Origin of the sequence: Pseudoduganella aquatica, from assembly GCF_009857595.1 — a bacterium.
Taxonomy (GTDB): Bacteria; Pseudomonadota; Gammaproteobacteria; order Burkholderiales; family Burkholderiaceae_D; genus Rugamonas; species Rugamonas aquatica_A.
Genome location: NZ_WWCU01000008.1, coordinates 165,544 through 183,991 on the forward strand (window position 1 = coordinate 165,544; position 18,448 = coordinate 183,991).

Here is an 18,448-nt window from a genome sequence, read left to right on the forward strand (position 1 = left end):
CCCTCCCTCGTAGGGAGTGTTTTATGTTGCGCAAAATGCAAAAGGCCGCGCTAGTGGCGCGGCCCCAACACCTTGCATCAAAAGTGCGCGAATTATATATGCCCTATATCAACAGGAACAACATATTTTTCTCGATATGTGTTAAGCAATTTATTACTTCAGTGCAAAATCCACGCCGCAGAATGCCGGCGAGGTCTTGGCGGTGACGATGAAGATGCGTTCGGCCGACACCGCGCCGGTGGTGCTCAGCCACTCCTTGGCCGCTTGCGCGCGGCGCGCGCCCAGGGCCAGCACGTCCGCCTCGGTGACGGTGGAATTGGCCAGCATCAGCTTTTCCATTTCGTCCGGCGGCAGCGTTTTTTGCAGGCCGAGCGCGTTTTTCGGCTTGGCGAAGGTTTCGTCTTTGTACACGCGCGCCAGCAGGGCCGGGTATTCGTCCTTGCCAACCACGACGGTGCCCTCCGGCACGGCGTTGCGGGCTTGCAGGTCACGCGTTTTCAACTGGCGCACCTTGCGTTCGATGGCGACGCGCTTGAGCGCCTCCAGGTCCGCTGCGGGGTCGGCGCGGCCGGTGATGTCGAGCTTCAGGCCGGGGCGCTCGGTCAGCGCCTTGGCCAGCGCCTGCAGCCGCGTTTCGCTGGCGGGCAGCAGGTTGGCGTGGCCGGCCTCGAAGTCCAGCTTGGACAGTTCTTCGCCGCCGCCGAACAGGGAGCCGATCAGCGCGAACGGCGCCGTCACGGTCTTGACGATGGCGTTGCCGATGATCTTGAGGATGATGCCGCCCAGCGAAAACTCCGGGTCGTCCAGCGAACCGCCGATGGGCACGTTGATGTCGATGACGCCGTTGCGGTCGCTCAGCAGGGCTACAGCCAGGCGCACCGGCAGCTTGGTCGCTTCGGGGTTGGTGCTTTCATTGCCGAAGGTGAGCTGGTCCAGCACCAGGCGGTTCTCCGCCTTGAGCGCGCGGTTCTCCAGCTGGTATGCCACCTCGAAGGTCAGCTTGCCCTTCTCAATGCCGTAGCCGACGTATTTGTCGGCATAGGTGGACAGGGAGGCCAGTTCCATGCCGCGCACTTCGGCTTTCAGGTCCAGCGACAGGTCGCGCTTCAGCGGATTGACGCGGCCAGCGATCAGCAGCGGCGCGCTGTTGACTTCTCCGCGCAGGGATACGCTGGCGTTGCTGTTCGGGTCCGACGACAGCCCGGCGACGGTGCCGCCTATGCCTTTCAGGTTGGCCGTGTAATTGGGCTTGATGAAGTTGTCGGTGAAGCGCACGCGCCCGCCGGACAAAGTGAGCTGGCCGATGCGGATGGGGGGCATCGGGGCGGCATCGCCCGCAGGCGCGGGCACGGACGCACTAGGGGTGGAGGAGGCGGCGGCTTTATCGGCCTTGGCCGCTTTGGCTTGCGCAATCGCCGCCGTCGCGCGCGAGCCGGCTTCGGTCAGGCTGCGGTCCTCATTGGCGGCGTTGCGCTTGATGTCCTGCACATTGAGGCGGCCGGTGGGGTCGATAATCACGCGGGCGAAGAAGTCGCTCAAGGCCACCTTGTCCACGCTCAGGGCGAACGGCTGCAGCTTCACGTCCATGCCGTCGAACGACAGCGCTTTCCAGCTCAGGAAATCGTTGGAACTGGTCTTGTCCACCGTGGCCAGATTGTTCACGCTGGCGTTGCCCTTGAAGCCGCCCAGCAACGCGCCGTCCTTGCCGGTCTCCAGCAGCAGCTTGCCCTTGGTGCTTACTGCCGCTTGCGTGAAGCGCAAATTGACGTAGTCCGTGGCGTAAGGCTGCACCGGCAGCAGGCCGATATTTTTCAGGTCCAGCGCCAGGTCGGCATTGAAGGGAGCCAGTCCCAGCGTGCCGGAAATGCCCAGCTGGCCTGTTTTGTTCACCGCCGCTTTCAGGTCGAATTTGCTGTGGCTGGCCGGCGCGGTGGATATGTCCTGCACAGCGAGGCTAGCGGGAGACAGCGCAAAAATAACCGGGTCCGCGTGGCTGCGGTCCTCAACGCGCAGCGACCAGTCCTTGATATCGACATTGGCCACCGTCACGAGATAAGGCGCATCCTCCGCGGCCTTTGCGGCGGGGGCCACAGCAGCGCTGGCGGCGGCGCGCTTGCCCTGCGTGTAGGCGACGTTTGCGCTGGACGACGCCACGTCGCCTATCGCTACCGTCTTCTTGCCCGTGTCCGCCACGATGTCGCGCACGGTCAGGGCGAATTTTTCAACGCCAGCCTTGGCGGCGGATTGCGGCGTATCGTCCGCATAGCGCAGCGACGCGTTGCTGAACACCAGCTCCTTCAGCGAGACTTGCGTGCCGGTGCCCTGTGGCGCAGGCTTGGCGGCGGGCGCAGCGGCCGATGCCACGGCCGGCGCCTTGGACGATGCGGCGGCGGGCACTTCGGCGGGCGCAGCGGCTGGCTGCATCAGCCGGTCAAAGTTCAGGCGCCCCTTGGCGTCGCGCGCCACATCCACATCCAGGCCGTCGAAGGCCAGGCGCGCCAGCTCGTAGCGGCCGGCGAAAATATCCAGGCTGGCCAGCTTCGCATCCAGCGCGGCCAGCTTGAGCAAAGGCTTGCCGTCCGCCTGCGTCATCGCGAGGTTCTTCAGGCTCGCCTCGCCGCGCACCACGAGCGCGGCGGCCTTGCCCTTGGGCTGCACAAAGCTCGCCGTCAGGCGCGTGCTCAGCGACGCGCTGGGCAGCTTGAAATTCGGCGTGCCCGGCAAGTAGTCCAGATAGCGCGGCAACTCCACGCCATCCAGGTTCAAATCCACCGCGAATTCCTTCGCCTCGCTGAATGGACGCGCCTTGCCCTTCACCAGCAGCGGCGCACCGTTGATCTTCGCGCTCAGCAAAGGCTCGACAAACACCTGCACGTCTGACGGCATGGACGACACAAACGGCACGCCCAGCTTCAGCCCCTCCACCGTATGCGTGGCGCGCGCAGGCATATCCTCGAAGGCGATGCGCCCGCCTTCAAGCTCGATATTGTGCACCGCAAAGCGCGCCGGTTCGGGCGACGGCGGCTGGCTGGCCGCCAGTTCCAGAATGTCGTCTATGCTGTAATGGTTGGCGTCCTTGCGCACAAGGTGGACGTAAGGCTGCGTCAAACGCAGCTGTTCCACCACCGGCGCCAGGCGCCACAGCGATTCGCCCGCCAGGTCCAGCGACAGCGCATCAAAACTGGCAAAGACAGCCCCGCCCTGCGGCTCCAGCAGCTTGAAGCCGCGTATCTGCATCGCCAGCGTAAAGGGATTAAATGTCACCTCGTCGATGCTGAGTTGACGGTGTAATTTCTCGGCCGTGAACTGCACTGCCTGGCTTTTAACGATTGCGGGCAAAGCCAGGAAACCAATCCCGGCATACAGCGCCACGGCGCCGGCCACCGCAGCGGGTACGACGCGGAGTAATGTTGTTTTCTTCATGGAGTCATATTAGCCAAACTGGCCAACTATGGATAGTTTGCAATTGTGGACTGTAGCGCAATCATGCAGTATCTTGGCAGCCATGCCGAACCCGATAGTCCGTGTTTTTATCCGCGCCGCGCTTGCCGCTACGCTGCTGGCTAGCGGCCACGCCGCCGCTATGGACGTCGTCATCTTCGACCAGCCAGTCAACAAGGCCGACCGGCGGCGGGAGTACGCCAACGCGCTGCTGAGCGCCGTCATGGAGCGCACCACGCCCGAATTCGGCCCCTACCAGATCAAGCACGCGGCGGTGCACATGGAGCGCCCGCGCCTGTTCGAGGCGCTCAAGGAAGGCAAGCTGGCCAACCTCACTGCCTACCCCGCCACGGCGGACTGGATGCGCGAATTGAAGCCGGTGCCCATCCCCATCGACATGGGCTTGCAGTCGTGGCGCATCTTCCTGATCGACCAGAAAAGCCAGCCCGCGCTGCGCAACGCACAAACGCTGGACGCGCTGGGGCAACTCAGAGCGGGCTCCGGCAGCGCCTGGGCCACGCTGCAATCGCTGCAGGAGGCCAAGCTGCGCGTGGTCACCGGCAGCAATTACATCGGCCTGTTCCAAATGCTGATGGCGGGCCGCTTCGACTATCTGCCGCGCGGCGTGAACGAAATCTTCGCCGAGTACGACACCCACAAGCCGGCCAACCCCACGCTGGCCGTGGAGGAAACCCTGCTGTTGCACGACCAGATTCCCTCGCTGTTCTTCGTCTCGCCGCAGGAGGTGCGGCTGCACCGGCGCATTACGGCGGGCATGGAAGCCTTGCTGAAGGACGGTACGCTGGAGCGTCTGGTGCTGAGCTACCACCGCAACGACCTGCGGCGCGCCAAATTGTGCGGCCGTAAACGATTCGAGCTGCCCAACCGGCAGCTCGATCCCGCCCTGTTCAGGCGCAAGGAATTGTGGCTCAACCCCTTTGAGGCGCGCCACGGGTTCTGCCCGGCGCTGCTGCCGCGCCAGGCGGCAGCGCTGGCGTTCTGACGATTACATGCCCAGCGACTTGAGCAGTTCGTCGTTGTCCTCTTCCGACGACGACGCGGCGGTGTCGGCTGCCGGGGTGGAATGGTCCATATCCATCAGCGCGTCCGGGTCCATTTCCTCGTGCGGGTCGAAGTCGTGCAGACGGATGAACTCGGTGCGGTCGATCGCCAGCTCCAGGTAGAACACATTGTTCTTCTCGGTGTAGAACGACACGCGGCGCATTTCCGGACGGTCCAGCGGGGTGTCCACGTTCAGCATCACCTGCTTGGTCAGCACCAGCATTTTCGGCTGGTTCTGGGTGATGTTGGTTTGCAGCTCGCGGCGGATCTTGCCGGTGAAGTCACCCACGATCTGGTTCATCAGCTCGCCCAGGATGTTGGACACCTCGTCCGAGGTGTGCGAACCGGCCAGCTCGGACTTGGGCATGCCCATGTGCAGCATGTAGCGTTCGTACAACTCCATTGCCGTGTCTTTGGTGAAGTTCAGCACCACCAGGCCGGTAAAGCCGCCGTCGAACAGCACGAAGCAGCCGATATCGGGCTTCAGGCCCACTTTGGTAATCCGCTGTACCATGGCGGAGTAGTGCACCGTACTTTGCGTGGCGATGTTCAGCACGCGCGTGACCGAATCGCACAGACTGGTCAGCAAATCTTCGGTGCCGTATACAACCTTGTCTTCCGTTACCATCATCATCCCTTTTATTTTCTAGCCCGCGAGCACGGCTCGCTTGCACATACCTCAAGAATACTGGCCGGTGCTGCACTCGTCCACCTCATTCGCCCATTCTGCGGCAATTGTGGTTGCAGAAACGAAAAAGGCCCCGCGATGACTCGCGGGGCCTTTCGGCATTCTGGCTCCCCGACCTGGACTCGAACCAGGGACCTGCGGATTAACAGTCCGTCGCTCTACCGACTGAGCTATCAGGGAATTGAGGCCCGAATTATATACGCGGGATTTCAAATTGACCAGTGCCAGCCTGAAAAAACTTTAGCGGGCAGCATTACTTGAGCAGAACATAATATTAGAACAATGTTCTAGCCATGAACACTTCCGCCCGCGCAGCCCGCCGCAAACCGGCCATCCTGGCGGCCGAACCATCCCGCAGCTAGTAGCCATCGGCGGCGCAACCGGCCGTTCAGCCGGAACTTTGTGAAAGTCAGGCCGGGTAACCTATACTGCGTCCCTATTGACTCTGCTCTGGCGGGCATCATGCGATCCATATTGGCACTGGGGGGCCGTCCTGCTGGCTACCCGCGGCGCGGTCGCGGCTGGCCCGGACCTGAAGATTTATGGCATGGAGGCAAAACCGATCAGCTTCCTCAACATGGACGAGCCGGACGGCATGGCAGTGGAGCTTGCGCGCGAGCTGCAACGCTGCACCGGCGGCAAGGAGGCAATCAATATTGTTCCCTGGGCACGCGCGAACGCCATGGCGAACAGCGAACCCAACGTATTGCTGCTGTCGGCCGTGGCAACGCCCGAACGCCGCCACCTGACGTTGATCGGCCCCATCTTTAAATCGCACATCGTTGCCTATGCCGCACGCGGCAGAGCCGATGAACTGCGCGCGCGCGATCCCAGCTTACTCAGCTTGCGCAGCGGCGGCCGGCGCGGCAGCGCCTTCGTCATGTCCGCCCGCGCCAACGGCTACAACCTGTCCGACGCCCCCCCCCCCCCGAAAGTGCCGCGCGCATGCTGATGACGGGACGTTTCGATCTCTGGTGGGCAAGCGAGACTTTGGCCGGCGATGCGCTGGAACGGGCTGGCTACCACTTCTCTGATGTGGTAAAGATGACGCAACTGCCGTCGCATGCAGTCCATTTTGCGTTTTCCGAACATACGGACGCCACCATCATCAAGACCTGGGACCGCTGCCTGCGCCAGGCCAAGTGCGACGGTGCCTTCCAGCGCATCCACCGCAAATGGCTGCCGGAGAATGCGCTTCCCCGATCAGCGTGGCAGCGTCCTTTCAACATTCACGCGCGCCAGGGCAAATGCGTCGCGCAGCACCGCCATATCGCCGATATGGTTCGACAGCAGCAGGATCAGCTGGGCGCTCAGCATTTTGCTCTGGCCTTCATCCAGTTCATGATGCGACTCGGTGAGCATGTCATAGAAGCCGTCGTAGTCGTCGAGGTTGGGACTGAGTATCAGTTTTGTGTCCAGCATATATCCCCCTCAAGCGGTCAGCATGCGGCCGGTGGCCAGCGCGTGCAGCGTGCGGACGGCCAGCACGGCGACCGACACCGTCAGCATGCACAGCAACACGATGGCGATCCATTCCAGCCCGTGGTTGCCGCCTGGCCCCGTGTACACCAGCGCCGAATTGCACAGCGCCGCCATCGGGAAGCCAACCGCCCACCAGGCAGGGGAAAACGGCGCGGGCTTTGCGGCCAGGCGGTAGCAGACGATCACAAACAGGAACAGGCCGAAGTAGAACAGCAGCGCGGCAAACATATCAACCTTCTGCACCAGATTCACGTAGGCGATAAAGCCCACCGCAAACGGCGCCACCAAGATCATTTTCGATGGCCGCATGCCCTCTGCCAGCGGCGTTTGATGCACCAGCCGCGCGAAGATCAGGATGAAGAAAACAATCGCGCTCACGCCGCCTATGGCAGCGGCCAGCAGGTTGACTTCGCGCGTCCATTCGGCCGTCAGCGCGCCGCCGGTGACCACGATGTCCAGGCTGCCCACGCCAGCGATCAGCCAGGCGGGAACGGCGCTGGCGGCTGCCGCGTTGCCGTTCAGCAGGCGCGAAATCATCACCACGCTGAGCGCCAGCGTCACCGCCGCGCCTATGGCCCACACCACCAGCTGCGCGCTGGCGCTGTAGGCGCCGATCACGCTGGAGAGCAGCAGGATGCTGATGCCCACGGTGCCGAAGAAGCTGCCGATAACGGGATGCGAAAACTCGTCCCTCACCAGCTCGGGGTGTTTGAACAGCTTGCCCAGATAGGACAAGCTCAGTACAGCGAACAGCAGCAAGGCGACCACGCCGATGGCGTTGGATACGGCGATGTCGGCGCCGTAGGATTTGCTGGCCAGGCGCCAGGCCAGCGACAGGCCGGCAATGCTCATGACGGAAGCGAACAGGCTGACAGGTAAAAACCGGACAGACGGACGTGCTTGGGCGGATTCCATGGTGACTCCAGTTGAGATAACGTGGAGCCATTCTGCACGAGCAAATGCGGCCTGTGAGGTGCCCTAAGCCCGCTTGACCCAAAACGCGCACCGCTTGTCCCAAAAGCGGCTATCGCCACCCGGGCCGATGGCGTTCAGGCGGCCGCCCTGCCCTCGTCGCCTGCACGGAAACGCTCGCGGTACAGCTTGGGCGTGGTGCCGAGCTGGCGCGTAAAGGTCATGCGCATCTGCGTGGGCGTGTGGAAACCGCAGCGGAAAGCCACCGTCTTCAGCGGCACGTCGGTCTCCTCCAGCAGCTTGCGCGCGAAGTCGATACGCACCTGGTCCACAAACACGGACGGCGTAACGTGCGCATGCTTGGCGAAGGCGCGCGAGAAGGTGCGGCGGCTGACGCCCACCGCATCCGCAATATCCTCTATGGTCAGGGCGTCACTGATATGGTCACTCACGTACTTCAGCACTTTGGAGACCAGCGAATCCTCATCGGGACCAACCGCCAGATAGGGACTGTATTGCGACTGGCCGCCATCGCGGCGGATGTAGACGATAAGGCGCTTGGCCACTTTCATCGCGAGTTCATGGCCCCAGTCCTCGGCGATCAGCGCCAGGCACAGGTCGATGCCGGCGGCCACGCCGCCGCAGGTGAACAAGTTGCCGTCGCGGACGAAGATCTTGTCCGGCCTCACATTCGCATCGGGGAACTGCATGGACAGCCGCTCCGCGTGGTCCCAATGCGTGGTGATCTCGCGGCCGGCAAGCAGCCCGGCGTGCGCCAGCAGGAATACGCCATTACAGACCGCGCCAAACCGGCCCGCGTTGCGCGCCCGCTCGCTCAGCCAGGCGAGGAAGGCCGACTCGGGCTGATACTCGGGATAGCGCGGACCGCCCGCCACCAGCAGCAGGTCCGACTCGGCGTGGAAATTGGGATAGTCGCAGTGGATCTTGAACTCCATGCCGCTGGAGCACATCACGCTGTCCGGCCGGCCGCCCACCAGCGTTGTCTGGTAGTGGTCCTTCTCCGGCAGCAGGCGGTTCGCCTCCGCGAATACGTCCAGCGGTCCCGCCACATCAAGCGCCTGCACTCCGTCCAATACCACCAGCGTCAATTTCATAGGAGGCCCGCCCGTCCAGCTAAAGTTCTTTTCAGGCGAGATCCTACCATGCCCCGCCAAGCGCGCAAAACCAGCCTGCCCTGAAGCAAAAAAGCCCAACCGGTTAAGGCTGGGCTCTGTGCCGGCATCACGACGCCGCTTATGCGGCATGGCTGCTGCGCTTTAAACGCGGTTCAGGCCGACGCTTTTTTCTTTTTCCTGGACACAGCGATGCCAGCCAAACCAAGACCCAGCAGCGCAAGGGAAGCCGGCTCCGGGACGGAAGTCTTCTCGAAGTTGGTGAAGGCCATATATGACTCGGTATTACCGTAAGTAAATGCCGCAGTATAGGTAAGGCTTCCCACGTCATCGCTAGTCGGTGTGTTTCGGTACCAGGCGGACTGAACACTACCGCCAACCAACTTGTATGGAACCCACACTTCGCACAAACTCGTGTTTTCACAGCTCTGAACGAGGTTGGGCTTGCTGTCGAAGTTATATGTGACACCGCCAATGAGGACGTTATCAACGAGTACCTGGTTGAACACGGCATCCAGCGCGGCGGCGGCCTGCTGTTGCGTCGTAAAGTCGAACAAGGCGCTATTACATCCTGCATACATCGAAGCGCACGAGTCGCCGAACGTCACCTTATACGATTCGCCACCAATCATGACACCGCTGGCGCTGACCAATTTGCCACCGCTGACATTGTAGATAACGGCCGCGCTGGCCGTTCCGGCGAAAACCACTGCGCACGAGGCAATCGCATTCAACAACAGTTTTTTCATACTTTCCCCTGAATTGTAAAAAAACCAAGGGGCTGGACCGTTATTGCGTTACCCCATGGATATCATAATATCCAATAAGCAACAACCATGCCACTAGAGCAACCTTCATGCGAATCAATGACTTAAGAGCTCCGGACTGGACGAGCAGCCACCAGATGTAAAGTTTTTCGACACCACAACGGTGCTTCCGATGGCCGTGCCGCACTACCGCATCGGGATCAAGGACGGCAGCCACGCCGCCGCAGGTGAACAGATTGCTGTCGCGGACAAGATTTCCCAGGAGGCCCGCATGTCCAACTTCACGCGAGACCTACCATGCCCCGCCAAGCGCGTACTGCCACCAGGGCTGGTATGCCGGATTGGACAGCGCTTCGCCGTGGGCGCGGGCGCCGCGCACGGGCTGGTCCAAGGCCGCGACATGACTCGCCGGGATATTCAGGACGCGGCTGATTGCCGCCATGGTCCGGGCGGTGGGCTCCTCAACGTGGTAGGCCGCGTACCAGCGTTCCGGCGGTGTCGCGCTGGGCCGGGCGTACCAGCCGGCGATTTCCCCCGGGGCGCTCATGTCCCAGCCGCCGGACAGCATCACCACGCGCGCCACCGGCTTGGCCTTGGCGATGAAGGCGGCATGGCCGCCGCCCTGGGACTGGCCTGCCACCGCGATGCGCTCCCAGCGCGGGCTGCCATCGGCATTCAGGTATTGCTCCCAGTGTTCGTCCTTGCGCGTTTCCTTCAATTGCAAAAGCAGCTTGCTCAGTCGATGGACTATGGCGTCCTGCGGCTGGTCCGCAATCAACGAAAATCCCTCACCGCCGAAAATGCGTTTGCGGCGGAAGTCCTCCGCGCACTGGCGATTCGCGCTCAGGTTTTTGCCTACGCAAACGCCCGACACGGCCTGCCCGGTGATGTAGGACAGCATAACGACGCGATAGCCCTGCTGCGCCGCAAATTGCGGGAAGTCGAGCTTAGGGGACAGGTGCGGCGTACCCAGGGTTCCCGGCATCCAGAGCAAAAGATTGCCGTTCGCCTTGCTCGCGTCGAACAGCACGATATGCGGTGCATCAGCCGCCTGGATCTCCGGCGCCGTCGCAGAAGGCCGCACATCCAGCCGCACCATCTCGGCTTGCGCTGAGCCCATCAGGAACAGCATGGTGCCGCACATCTGTCTCAACACACGCATCCCGCACCTCACCTCGCCTATCAATGGGCAGAGTGTATCATCGGCACTCCACTGGCTAGTGCCGCAATATTGCAATGGTAATATCGCGCTACGTCTGGACCAATACCCTCATCCAGGAAAACGACGGTTGCCAAACTTGGCGGCAACCCTTCCTGGCGCGACATCGCGGCGCGCTACCACGTCGGCCAGATAGAAAAAAGCCAGTGAGCGCCCTCCCTCCTACCAATGGCAGAGCGCTGCGGCATACGCAGATGGCAAGTTCGGGTTATCCTTGGCAGTCTAACAACACGACTATGGAAAACCTTCATGCCGGGACTGTTCAGGTATTGCTTGCTGATCGCGTGCTTGTGCTTCGCGTCCGCTGCGCCGGCCCTCAATCCAGACCTGTCGCTGGCGAGCTACCGCCATGACAAATGGCCGGCCGCCGACGGCGGCGTGCGCCACGCCGGCGCGCTGGCACAAACGCCGGATGGCTGGCTGTGGCAGGGCTCCTCCTTCGGCCTGTACCGCTATGACGGCGTGCACTTCCAGCCCTTCCAGCCGCGCAACGGCGGGCGCCTGCTCAAAAACAATGTCAGCGCGCTGCAGCCCGCACCCAACGGCGACCTCTGGATAGGCTACGGCAGCGGCGGCCTTAGCCTGCTGCGCAACGGCGAGCTCACCCATATCCTGTCCACCCCGGAAGCGCGGGCCGTGTTCTGCCTGGAGCTTGATGGCGATGGCACACTGTGGGCGGCCACCGGCCAGGGCGGCCTGCTGCGCTACCGGAACGGCAAGCTGGAACGCATGGACGACAAGCTGGGCTATCCGGACCGCGCCGCCTACTACGTGCTGCACGACAGCTCGGGCCGTCTGTGGGTGACCTCCGGCACCGGACTGTATCTATTCAACCGCAGCAAGCAGGTGTTCGAACGCATCCGCGACGTCGGCGTCGAAACCATGATGCTGGAGTCGGCCGACGCCCGCGTGTGGATGGTGCAGGCCAAACAAGTCATGCTGCTGGCCAGCCCGCAGGGCGTGACGGCGCGCGTCAAGCGCTCCTACATCAAGAGCTCCTACCAGAGCGTCTTCGACGACGACGGCAATTTCTGGACCGGCAACTGCCCCGCCGGCCTGTGCCGCCTGCGCCCGCGCGACTGGCAATCCAGCACCGAGTTCAGCGGCCTGGCCGCCACGGAGCGCTTCAGCCAGCCGTGGGAAATGACCAGCTTGCAGGTCTACGCCACCATGGTGGACCGCGAAGGCAGCCTGTGGGTGAGCACCACCGGCGGCATGGAGCGGCTGCGGCACAACAAGGTCAACACGCTGGACGGCATCAAGGACGGCTTTTCCAGCATGGCCGAGGACAGCGACGGCACGGTCTGGCTGGCAACCAGCGCGCTCGACCATTCGGCCAAGCTGTGGCGCGTGACCGACGGCCAGGCCGTGCTGCAGCCCAATCCCTATGCGCATACGCGGGTCGCGACCGGCATGGACGGCTCCCTGCTGCTGGCAGGACGGCAGGCGCTGGAGCGGCGCGGCCGCGACGGCGTCAGCGTCCATCCGCTGCCTCCGGGCACGGTCGTGGCGAACGCCTGGGTGTCCAGGCTGGGTGAGGACCGGCACGGTGTCTGGATCGGCACCACGACCCAGGTGCTGCTGCAATATGCCGGCAGCCAGTGGCATCCCGAGCCGCTTGGGCCGGGGGGCTACCCGATTACGATGAGCCGGGCGCGGGATGGGGAGATGTGGTTTGGGACGAAGCGCGCCACGCTGCAAGCCGGCGGCGGCTCCGAAGCCAAAATCTACGGCGTGCAGCACGGCATCGATAGCGGAAGCATGCAGTTCATCAACGCCAACGAGGAAATCCTCCTGGGCACCGACCGCGTACTGCAGGTGCTGCAGGGAGAAAAATTCCACACCTTGTCATTCGCCGACGCCGGTGCTATCGGCATCTCCGGCATGCTCACCGATGCACTGGGCGACCGCTGGTTCAATACCCAGCAAGGCCTGCGCCGCGTGCGCGCCGCCGATTGGCGCAAGAGCATGGCCAAGCCCACCGTGCCGCTGCCGGCCACGCTGTTCGACCGGCTGGACGGCTATGTCGGCGACGCCGTCACCGGCGCCCGCCGCCCCGCCGCGCTGCGCACGCGCGACGGCCGGCTGTGGTTCTCCACCGGCGAAGGCGTGGCGTGGCTGGACCCGCTGAAGCTGCCGGTCAACCGCGTGCCGCCGCCGTCGGAAATCACCATGCTGTCGAGCGGCGGCTACGACTACCAGCCGGCCGACGTGCGCAGCTTCCCGGCGGGCACGGAAGCGCTGGCCATCCACTACGCGGCAATGAGTTTCGCGACGCCGGAACGCGTCACCTTCCGCTACCGCCTGACGGGCGTGGACCGGGACTGGCAGCAAGCCGGCCCCCGCCGCACCGCGTACTACAACAACCTGGCGCCGGGCAGCTACCGCTTCGAAGTGCAGGCCACCAATGAAGACGGCGTGCAAGGCCCGCCCGCCCCGCCGCTGGTGTTCGACATCGGCTACCGCTTCAACCAGACCTGGTGGTTCAAGGCGGCGATGGCCGCGCTGGCGGCTGGCGTGCTGTACCTGCTGTACCGCTGGCGCCTGCGGCGCGCCACGGCCCGCATCGAGGAGCGGGTGCATGCCCAGTTGGAGGAACGCGAACGCATCGCGCGAACGCTGCACGACACCTTCCTGCAGGGCGTGTATGGCCTGGTGCTGCGCATCCAGGCGGTGGCGGCGCAACTACCCGAGGGCAAGGCGCGCAGCGCGCTGGAAACCGCCATGCAGCGCGCGGACCAGCTTCTGGACGAAGGCCGCGAGCAGGTGCACTGCCTGCGCAACGCCACGCCGCCCAGCCTATCCCTGGATGCCGCCTTGCGCATGGAGGCGCAAGCCATCGAGTCCGAGTACGGCATCAAAGTGACGGCGTCGCTGGAGCTGCCGCCGGTCAGCGCCGAAGTGGCGGACGAGCTCTACGCCATCTGCCGGCAGGCCCTGGCGAACGCGGCCCGGCATTCGCACGGCAGCCTGGTCGAACTGGCGGCGCAGCACGCCGGCGGCTGGCTCAAGCTATCGGTGAAGGACAACGGCAAAGGCATGCCGGAACACGTCAGCCAGGGGCAGACGCCGGGACACTATGGCATCGTGGGCATGCGCGAACGCGCCGCCGCCATCGGCGCCGAACTGGCGATTGCAAGCGGGCCGGACGGCACAGAGATTACGCTATCACTGCCGGTGCCGGATTAGCAGTCCGTCCATCGCCAACAAAACACCACATGTGACAAAATAGCGTTTTAACCTCATGAACACTTGCAAGAGTACCTATGCAACTACCAAACTTCAGCGATAAATTTTCCGACAACCTCGCCCTGCTGCCTTCCATGGATACGGTTGCAGCAATCGAACTGGTCGACCAGTCCGGCGCGCCATTGGCAAAGATCGAAAACAAACCAGGCCAGGCGGGATCGCTCCGAGTTTATAGCTGGCTGAGCGACACCCTCGGCGCGATTACCCCCGAAGCAGCTGAACTCGGCCTGAAGATTTACGCCGAGCACACGCTGGATGCCCGCGCCAACCCTGGGAATCATCCCAACATTGACCGCCTGCTCAACATTAAAACGGCAGATCAAACCCTGCAGGTGAAGAGCCTGTAAGCCTGGCCCGGGTAGCCGGCGCCTGCCGCCGGCGTTTCCCTCTGAGTCCGCGTATCCGGATTTACTCCAGTACCAGCAATGTCACGCCTTGGCGCGGCAGCGCAAAGCGGATGGTGGCGGCGCCATTACTGATCGCCGGCGCCGGCAATGTGGCCGGGTGCATCACCGATGCGCGCTCCAGTTCCACGTATTGTTTTTCGTTTGGCGATTGCGGTGCGCCCATCGCCTTCCAGGCGCTGAAGGCGTTGGCGGTGCTGCCGTCCACGCGCCATTGGGTCGCCTTGGTCTGGCGCGCCAGGCCGGTGAGCTTGAGCGCGATGGCGGCGTCGGGACCGGCCACATCGTCGTCGTGGTAGTGCCATACCAGGACGGCCACCTTGCCGTCGTCGGTGCGCGAGGCCAGCACGCCGACGTCAGCCTTGCCGCGCACGCCGCTCTTCAAGATGTCGTCGAGCGGAGTTTCGCCATCACTGCTGGCCACCAGTTGCGTGGCGCCCAGCTTGGCGAACATGCGGAACACGTTCAGCACCGGCAAGTCCACACCATTGCTAGCCAGCTGGCGGTAGCCGGCAAACCACGGCTGGTCCTCGAACGTAAACGCCCAGGTCAGCGCGCCGTCCAGGTTGACCTGGTTGCGCGCGGCCAGTTGCCAGATGCGCTTGTAGCTGGCCGCCGTGTAGCTGGAATACATCGTGCTGTTGCGGTAAGCGTTTTGCGGGCCAGGGCAGGCGGCGCAGCCTTCAGGGTCGTTCTCGCCGATCACGATAGGCTTGTCCTTGAGCTTGGGCACGCCAGCGATGCGGCGGAAACCTGCATCAACGCCCTGCAACTGGTTGGCAATGCCCATGCGTACATGGCCGTCCACGAACGTCGGGCTACCCTTGGCGTGAAAGGCCAAGAAGTCGGTCGGTGTGCCGATTTCGCCGGTGGCGTAGTTGGTGCCGTTGGCCACGTGGTCGAGGAAGGCGTCCATGAATTTTCCGCCGGGGCCGGCCACGTCGGGTCCGCCCACGCGCGCTTCAGGCAAGGCCCGGCGCACCCCGGCAATGGCGTAGTCGTGCAGCTTGTTGAAGTCGGCCTGGGTGCCGGTCCAGTACGATTTTCCATTGGGTTCGTTCCAGACCTGGAAGTACCAGGTTTTCACTTCGTCGCGGCCGTAGCGCTCCACATTGTGCTTGGTCCACTGGTAGGCCAGTTCACCCCACTTGGCGTAGTCCTTGGGCGGTGCGTTCCAGCCCCCTTCAATCAACTCATAGGCAAAACCGGGGCGCCAGCTGTGCTGGTAAGGCGTGCCGGGCTTGGCGCTCGACAGCGCCTCGGGCATGAAGCCGATCTGCAAGTAGGGCCGCACGCCACGCGCCAGATAAGTGTCGATGATGCCGTCCACCACGGTCCAGTCGTACACCGGTTTGCCGTCTTTGTCTTCGGTATAGGCATTGGTGCTGCCCCACTTGAAGGCGCCGGTGCCGTCGCCGGTGTTCAGCAGGTTATGGGTGCGGAAATACACATGGCCGGGACGCAGCTCGCCGAGCTTCTTGAGCAGCTTGCGGCCATCCTTCATGGTCGCGTAATTGGGCTCGTCGGCGCCGAAGAAGCGCCAGATCGGCGTGAGGGGGCCGGCAGATCTGGCGGCATCAACCTCGATGGTCACCGGGAACGGTTCGGTGGCATGGGCTGGAAGCTGAGCCTGGGCGGCTGCGGGCAGCGGAGCGATGGCGGCCGCGATGGCCATGACGGAGATGGTGCTGAAAGCGCGCATGGAACTCCCGGAAGAACCGATTGATATGGCGGACGAACCAGTGTAGTCGAGTCGCCCCATGCGCGGCGATACAGCCGCCGTTTACTCACCATGTTGATCAGCCCCGGAAATGCCGCCCCAGGCAGGGTACGCTTCGTCAACCGGTTAAGGCTGAGCTTTTCTGCATTCTGGCTCCCCGTCCTGGGACTCGAACCAACGACTGCAGCCGAAAGCGGACGATCAAAAAAAACGCTCGGTTACTGAATCTAGTCTGGCAATTCAAGGGGGAGTAACGGTTGAAGACGGTCATTTTGTATCCTAGCTCAGCTCTTTTTTCAGGGGCAGCGAGTTTCGGCTGGACTAGCCCAACAGTAGGAAGCACCCATCGTTTCATCCTGTTTCTCGCGCAGAGTGATGGCACCCCAGATCACGGTGCGGCTAAACGTGAAGTCGAGTCATTTGGGTTTTCCGAAATTGGCTTGGGCGAAGGGCGGAACATCGATGTCGAGAGCCTGAATGATCCAAACTTGGCAGCACTTCGACGTTACTACGAAGGAGCACTCACCGACGGAAGCGCGCTCGTCTGGTATCCATAGCGCTCATAGCCCGCGCTGGGACGACAGCAAACTGCAGTGGATTCAACCGGTCGACGCCAGTACGCTGTCGAGTACAATCCCCAGAGATCGCACAAATACGCAAACGTCCCCCTGCAGTCCACAACGCCGAAAGAAGACCATCTGCCGGTAAGGCTCAATATCATCGAACGCGTCCCGCAGTGGGAGTTGCCGGCCAACAAATAACAGCAAGGAAAGAAGGAAGCATGACTATTGGAAAAAAACCGGACGCCGCGCGACTGGACAAGATTGTGGCCGACGCACGGCGCGCGGCCGACCAGCGCGAACTGGGCTATCGCGAGCGCTCGCTGAAAATGTATCCGTGGGTGTGCGGGCGCTGCATGCGCGAATTCACGCATACCAATGTCTCGCAACTGACGGTGCACCATCGTGACCACAATCACGACAACAATCCACCTGATGGCAGCAACTGGGAATTGCTGTGCCTTTACTGCCACGATAACGAACACTCGCGTTATCTTGAGGCCGACCGGGGACCCGGTCTGAAGTCGGCCGAGGTCGCGCCGGCAACGCATAATCCGTTTGCCGCGTTGGCAGGCTTGATGAAAAAGAAAGAATAAAGGCAGGGTGTGATCGGCGTGATGCGCAGTGAATCGCTGCGAGAGGAAAGGGTTTCCAGGCAGCGCCGCAAACAAATTCCAATGGCGGCCGTCCTTTGGCTCCAACGTCCGCAACGGTGCGAGAACGGAAGTTCCAAATAAATCAGATCGAGATCAAATAACCGCTGACGGACAGTTTGCCCCCGGCCCTCTTGTTCCGCTCAGCATCCATGGTCTCGCCAGCTGCTGCCCCGTGCCACACGCCCCCGGCCTTCGGAGCAGGCTATCCCCTAACCCAACAGCCTCCCCACGGCCCACTATGCGTAAATAAACTGGCCTTGAAACGCAAAAAAGCCCAACCGTTTAAGGCTGGGCTTTTTGCGTACTACTGAATTCTGGCTCCCCGACCTGGACTCGAACCAGGGACCTGCGGATTAACAGTTCGAGGATCCGGGAGAATGGCAGGCGGAAAGTTGATGATTTGCGACGCTTTTCTTGGGACAGCTTCGGCAGGCGTCACAGACCGAACTAATACTGAAACCTTATGGCATCTGCCGATCCTGCCCCTGCGAAAAGTTGAATTGGGTCGAGGGCTTACGCAGCCGAGCGCCGAACGGGGACCGAGCTGGACACTAAGGGGGCAACATCAGGTACCCTTGGCTTTACCTAGAATGATGTGCCCATCGGGAGAATAATAGCCAGTCGCTGACCATGACTGACGGCTTTCCCCAAAGCCGACAACCAATTCTGATTGCTAAGTTCCTTGAATCCACAACGAGAACCACGCTGAGCGTTGACACAATAGCACGGAATCGTGCTAGGGAAGCGCTGATCTATTCGCTTTCCTGGCAAGGCCAGCGTGCCGAATGGTCCACTGGCGAGCCGTTCAAGCCCATTTTTCGTCCGATTTCACGCGATGCTTCACGTCTTTCTGTAATCAGGACGGACTACGGGATTCGGTGATCGTAAAGCGCCTTCCGGCCAGCACCAGATTGGCAAAGGCGAACAAGGTAAACAGCTGTGCCGTGTTCTTGGCCAGGCCGCGATAGCGCGTCTTACGATGACGGAACAGGTTTTTGATGACATGAAACGGATGCTCGACTTTCGCTCGCACGCTGGCCTTCAGATGCTCCAACTTTTCCTTCAAGCGTCCCAGTTTGTTATTGGGCAGCGCCTTGCGTTTAGAGCGCTTCATGGCCACGTGCCACGTCACCGATGTGCCGATATTTTCTGGCC

15 protein-coding genes and 1 tRNA gene are annotated in these 18,448 nt (G+C 62.4%); 6 read left to right on the forward strand and 10 right to left on the reverse strand.

Annotation, left to right across the window (positions count from 1 at the left end):
- Positions 1-153: 153 nt before the first annotated feature.
- Positions 154-3,423, reverse strand: coding sequence for a DUF748 domain-containing protein (locus GTP77_RS10150; protein WP_161072044.1), 3,270 nt, complete (start codon positions 3,421-3,423; stop codon positions 154-156).
- A gap of 82 nt (positions 3,424-3,505) precedes the next feature.
- On the opposite strand from GTP77_RS10150, the gene GTP77_RS10155 reads away from it, so the two are divergent.
- Positions 3,506-4,444 carry a transporter substrate-binding domain-containing protein gene (locus tag GTP77_RS10155; protein ID WP_161072045.1) on the forward strand — a complete coding sequence of 313 codons (939 nt, stop codon included), beginning with the start codon at positions 3,506-3,508 and terminating at the stop codon, positions 4,442-4,444.
- Between the two features lie 3 nt (positions 4,445-4,447).
- On the opposite strand, the gene GTP77_RS10160 is transcribed toward GTP77_RS10155, so the two are convergent.
- Both GTP77_RS10160 and GTP77_RS10165 read right to left on the reverse strand, forming a co-directional pair.
- Positions 4,448-5,134 (reverse strand): DUF3334 family protein, encoded by a 687-nt coding sequence (locus GTP77_RS10160; protein ID WP_371869344.1) that lies wholly within the window; start codon positions 5,132-5,134, stop codon positions 4,448-4,450.
- A gap of 161 nt (positions 5,135-5,295) precedes the next feature.
- Positions 5,296-5,371 (reverse strand) — tRNA-Asn (locus GTP77_RS10165).
- A 367-nt stretch (positions 5,372-5,738) separates the two neighbouring features.
- Between GTP77_RS10165 and GTP77_RS10170 the strand changes: the two genes are divergently transcribed.
- A complete protein-coding gene (locus GTP77_RS10170; protein WP_161072046.1) occupies positions 5,739-6,143 on the forward strand; it encodes a transporter substrate-binding domain-containing protein in 405 nt (134 codons plus the stop codon).
- Between the two features lie 251 nt (positions 6,144-6,394).
- Here GTP77_RS10170 and GTP77_RS10175 read toward each other — a convergent pair whose 3' ends face one another.
- From GTP77_RS10175 to GTP77_RS10195, 5 genes are all read right to left on the reverse strand, one after another.
- Positions 6,395-6,613, reverse strand: a complete 219-nt coding sequence (locus GTP77_RS10175) for a DUF2783 domain-containing protein (RefSeq protein ID WP_161072047.1) — start codon at positions 6,611-6,613, stop codon at positions 6,395-6,397.
- A gap of 9 nt (positions 6,614-6,622) precedes the next feature.
- Entirely contained in the window at positions 6,623-7,588 is a 966-nt protein-coding gene (locus tag GTP77_RS10180) for an SLAC1 anion channel family protein (RefSeq protein WP_161072048.1), read from the reverse strand.
- A gap of 134 nt (positions 7,589-7,722) precedes the next feature.
- Positions 7,723-8,700: a GlxA family transcriptional regulator gene (locus GTP77_RS10185; RefSeq protein WP_161072049.1), complete on the reverse strand. Its 978-nt coding sequence runs from the start codon at positions 8,698-8,700 to the stop codon at positions 7,723-7,725.
- A gap of 173 nt (positions 8,701-8,873) precedes the next feature.
- Positions 8,874-9,467 carry a PEP-CTERM sorting domain-containing protein gene (locus tag GTP77_RS30595; RefSeq protein WP_228895626.1) on the reverse strand — a complete coding sequence of 198 codons (594 nt, stop codon included), beginning with the start codon at positions 9,465-9,467 and terminating at the stop codon, positions 8,874-8,876.
- A 310-nt stretch (positions 9,468-9,777) separates the two neighbouring features.
- Entirely contained in the window at positions 9,778-10,617 is an 840-nt protein-coding gene (locus tag GTP77_RS10195; protein ID WP_161072050.1) for a BPSS1187 family protein, read from the reverse strand.
- Between the two features lie 336 nt (positions 10,618-10,953).
- Between GTP77_RS10195 and GTP77_RS10200 the strand changes: the two genes are divergently transcribed.
- Positions 10,954-13,893: a sensor histidine kinase gene (locus GTP77_RS10200; RefSeq protein WP_161072051.1), complete on the forward strand. Its 2,940-nt coding sequence runs from the start codon at positions 10,954-10,956 to the stop codon at positions 13,891-13,893.
- A gap of 77 nt (positions 13,894-13,970) precedes the next feature.
- The gene (locus GTP77_RS10205; protein ID WP_161072052.1) at positions 13,971-14,300 is read left to right on the forward strand and encodes a DUF2322 family protein; all 330 of its coding nucleotides are present in this window, start codon (positions 13,971-13,973) and stop codon (positions 14,298-14,300) included.
- A gap of 61 nt (positions 14,301-14,361) precedes the next feature.
- Here GTP77_RS10205 and GTP77_RS10210 read toward each other — a convergent pair whose 3' ends face one another.
- The gene (locus tag GTP77_RS10210) at positions 14,362-16,059 is read right to left on the reverse strand and encodes a GH39 family glycosyl hydrolase (RefSeq protein WP_161072053.1); all 1,698 of its coding nucleotides are present in this window, start codon (positions 16,057-16,059) and stop codon (positions 14,362-14,364) included.
- 275 nt (positions 16,060-16,334) lie between these two features.
- On the opposite strand from GTP77_RS10210, the gene GTP77_RS10215 reads away from it, so the two are divergent.
- Positions 16,335-16,634 carry a hypothetical protein gene (locus GTP77_RS10215; RefSeq protein WP_161072054.1) on the forward strand — a complete coding sequence of 100 codons (300 nt, stop codon included), beginning with the start codon at positions 16,335-16,337 and terminating at the stop codon, positions 16,632-16,634.
- A 224-nt stretch (positions 16,635-16,858) separates the two neighbouring features.
- On the forward strand, positions 16,859-17,233 hold the full coding sequence (locus GTP77_RS10220) for a YajD family HNH nuclease (protein WP_161072055.1): 375 nt from the start codon (positions 16,859-16,861) through the stop codon (positions 17,231-17,233).
- A gap of 916 nt (positions 17,234-18,149) precedes the next feature.
- On the opposite strand, the gene GTP77_RS10225 is transcribed toward GTP77_RS10220, so the two are convergent.
- Positions 18,150-18,448: transposase (locus GTP77_RS10225; protein ID WP_229202146.1), on the reverse strand; the 299-nt coding region annotated here is incomplete at its 5' end.

What these genes read in the sequence shown, in the direction of transcription:
- GTP77_RS10195 (WP_161072050.1), bottom strand. Translation starts at nt 10,617, where the DNA reads ATGCTGTTCCTGATGGGCTCAGCGCAAGCCGAGATGGTGCGGCTGGAT.
- GTP77_RS10180 (WP_161072048.1), bottom strand. Translation starts at nt 7,588, where the DNA reads ATGGAATCCGCCCAAGCACGTCCGTCTGTCCGGTTTTTACCTGTCAGC.
- GTP77_RS10205 (WP_161072052.1), top strand. Translation starts at nt 13,971, where the DNA reads ATGCAACTACCAAACTTCAGCGATAAATTTTCCGACAACCTCGCCCTG.
- GTP77_RS10160 (WP_371869344.1), bottom strand. Translation starts at nt 5,134, where the DNA reads ATGATGGTAACGGAAGACAAGGTTGTATACGGCACCGAAGATTTGCTG.
- GTP77_RS10185 (WP_161072049.1), bottom strand. Translation starts at nt 8,700, where the DNA reads ATGAAATTGACGCTGGTGGTATTGGACGGAGTGCAGGCGCTTGATGTG.
- GTP77_RS10170 (WP_161072046.1), top strand. Translation starts at nt 5,739, where the DNA reads ATGGAGGCAAAACCGATCAGCTTCCTCAACATGGACGAGCCGGACGGC.
- GTP77_RS10175 (WP_161072047.1), bottom strand. Translation starts at nt 6,613, where the DNA reads ATGCTGGACACAAAACTGATACTCAGTCCCAACCTCGACGACTACGAC.
- GTP77_RS10155 (WP_161072045.1), top strand. Translation starts at nt 3,506, where the DNA reads ATGCCGAACCCGATAGTCCGTGTTTTTATCCGCGCCGCGCTTGCCGCT.
- GTP77_RS10150 (WP_161072044.1), bottom strand. Translation starts at nt 3,423, where the DNA reads ATGAAGAAAACAACATTACTCCGCGTCGTACCCGCTGCGGTGGCCGGC.
- GTP77_RS10210 (WP_161072053.1), bottom strand. Translation starts at nt 16,059, where the DNA reads ATGCGCGCTTTCAGCACCATCTCCGTCATGGCCATCGCGGCCGCCATC.
- GTP77_RS10200 (WP_161072051.1), top strand. Translation starts at nt 10,954, where the DNA reads ATGCCGGGACTGTTCAGGTATTGCTTGCTGATCGCGTGCTTGTGCTTC.
- GTP77_RS30595 (WP_228895626.1), bottom strand. Translation starts at nt 9,467, where the DNA reads ATGAAAAAACTGTTGTTGAATGCGATTGCCTCGTGCGCAGTGGTTTTC.
- GTP77_RS10220 (WP_161072055.1), top strand. Translation starts at nt 16,859, where the DNA reads ATGACTATTGGAAAAAAACCGGACGCCGCGCGACTGGACAAGATTGTG.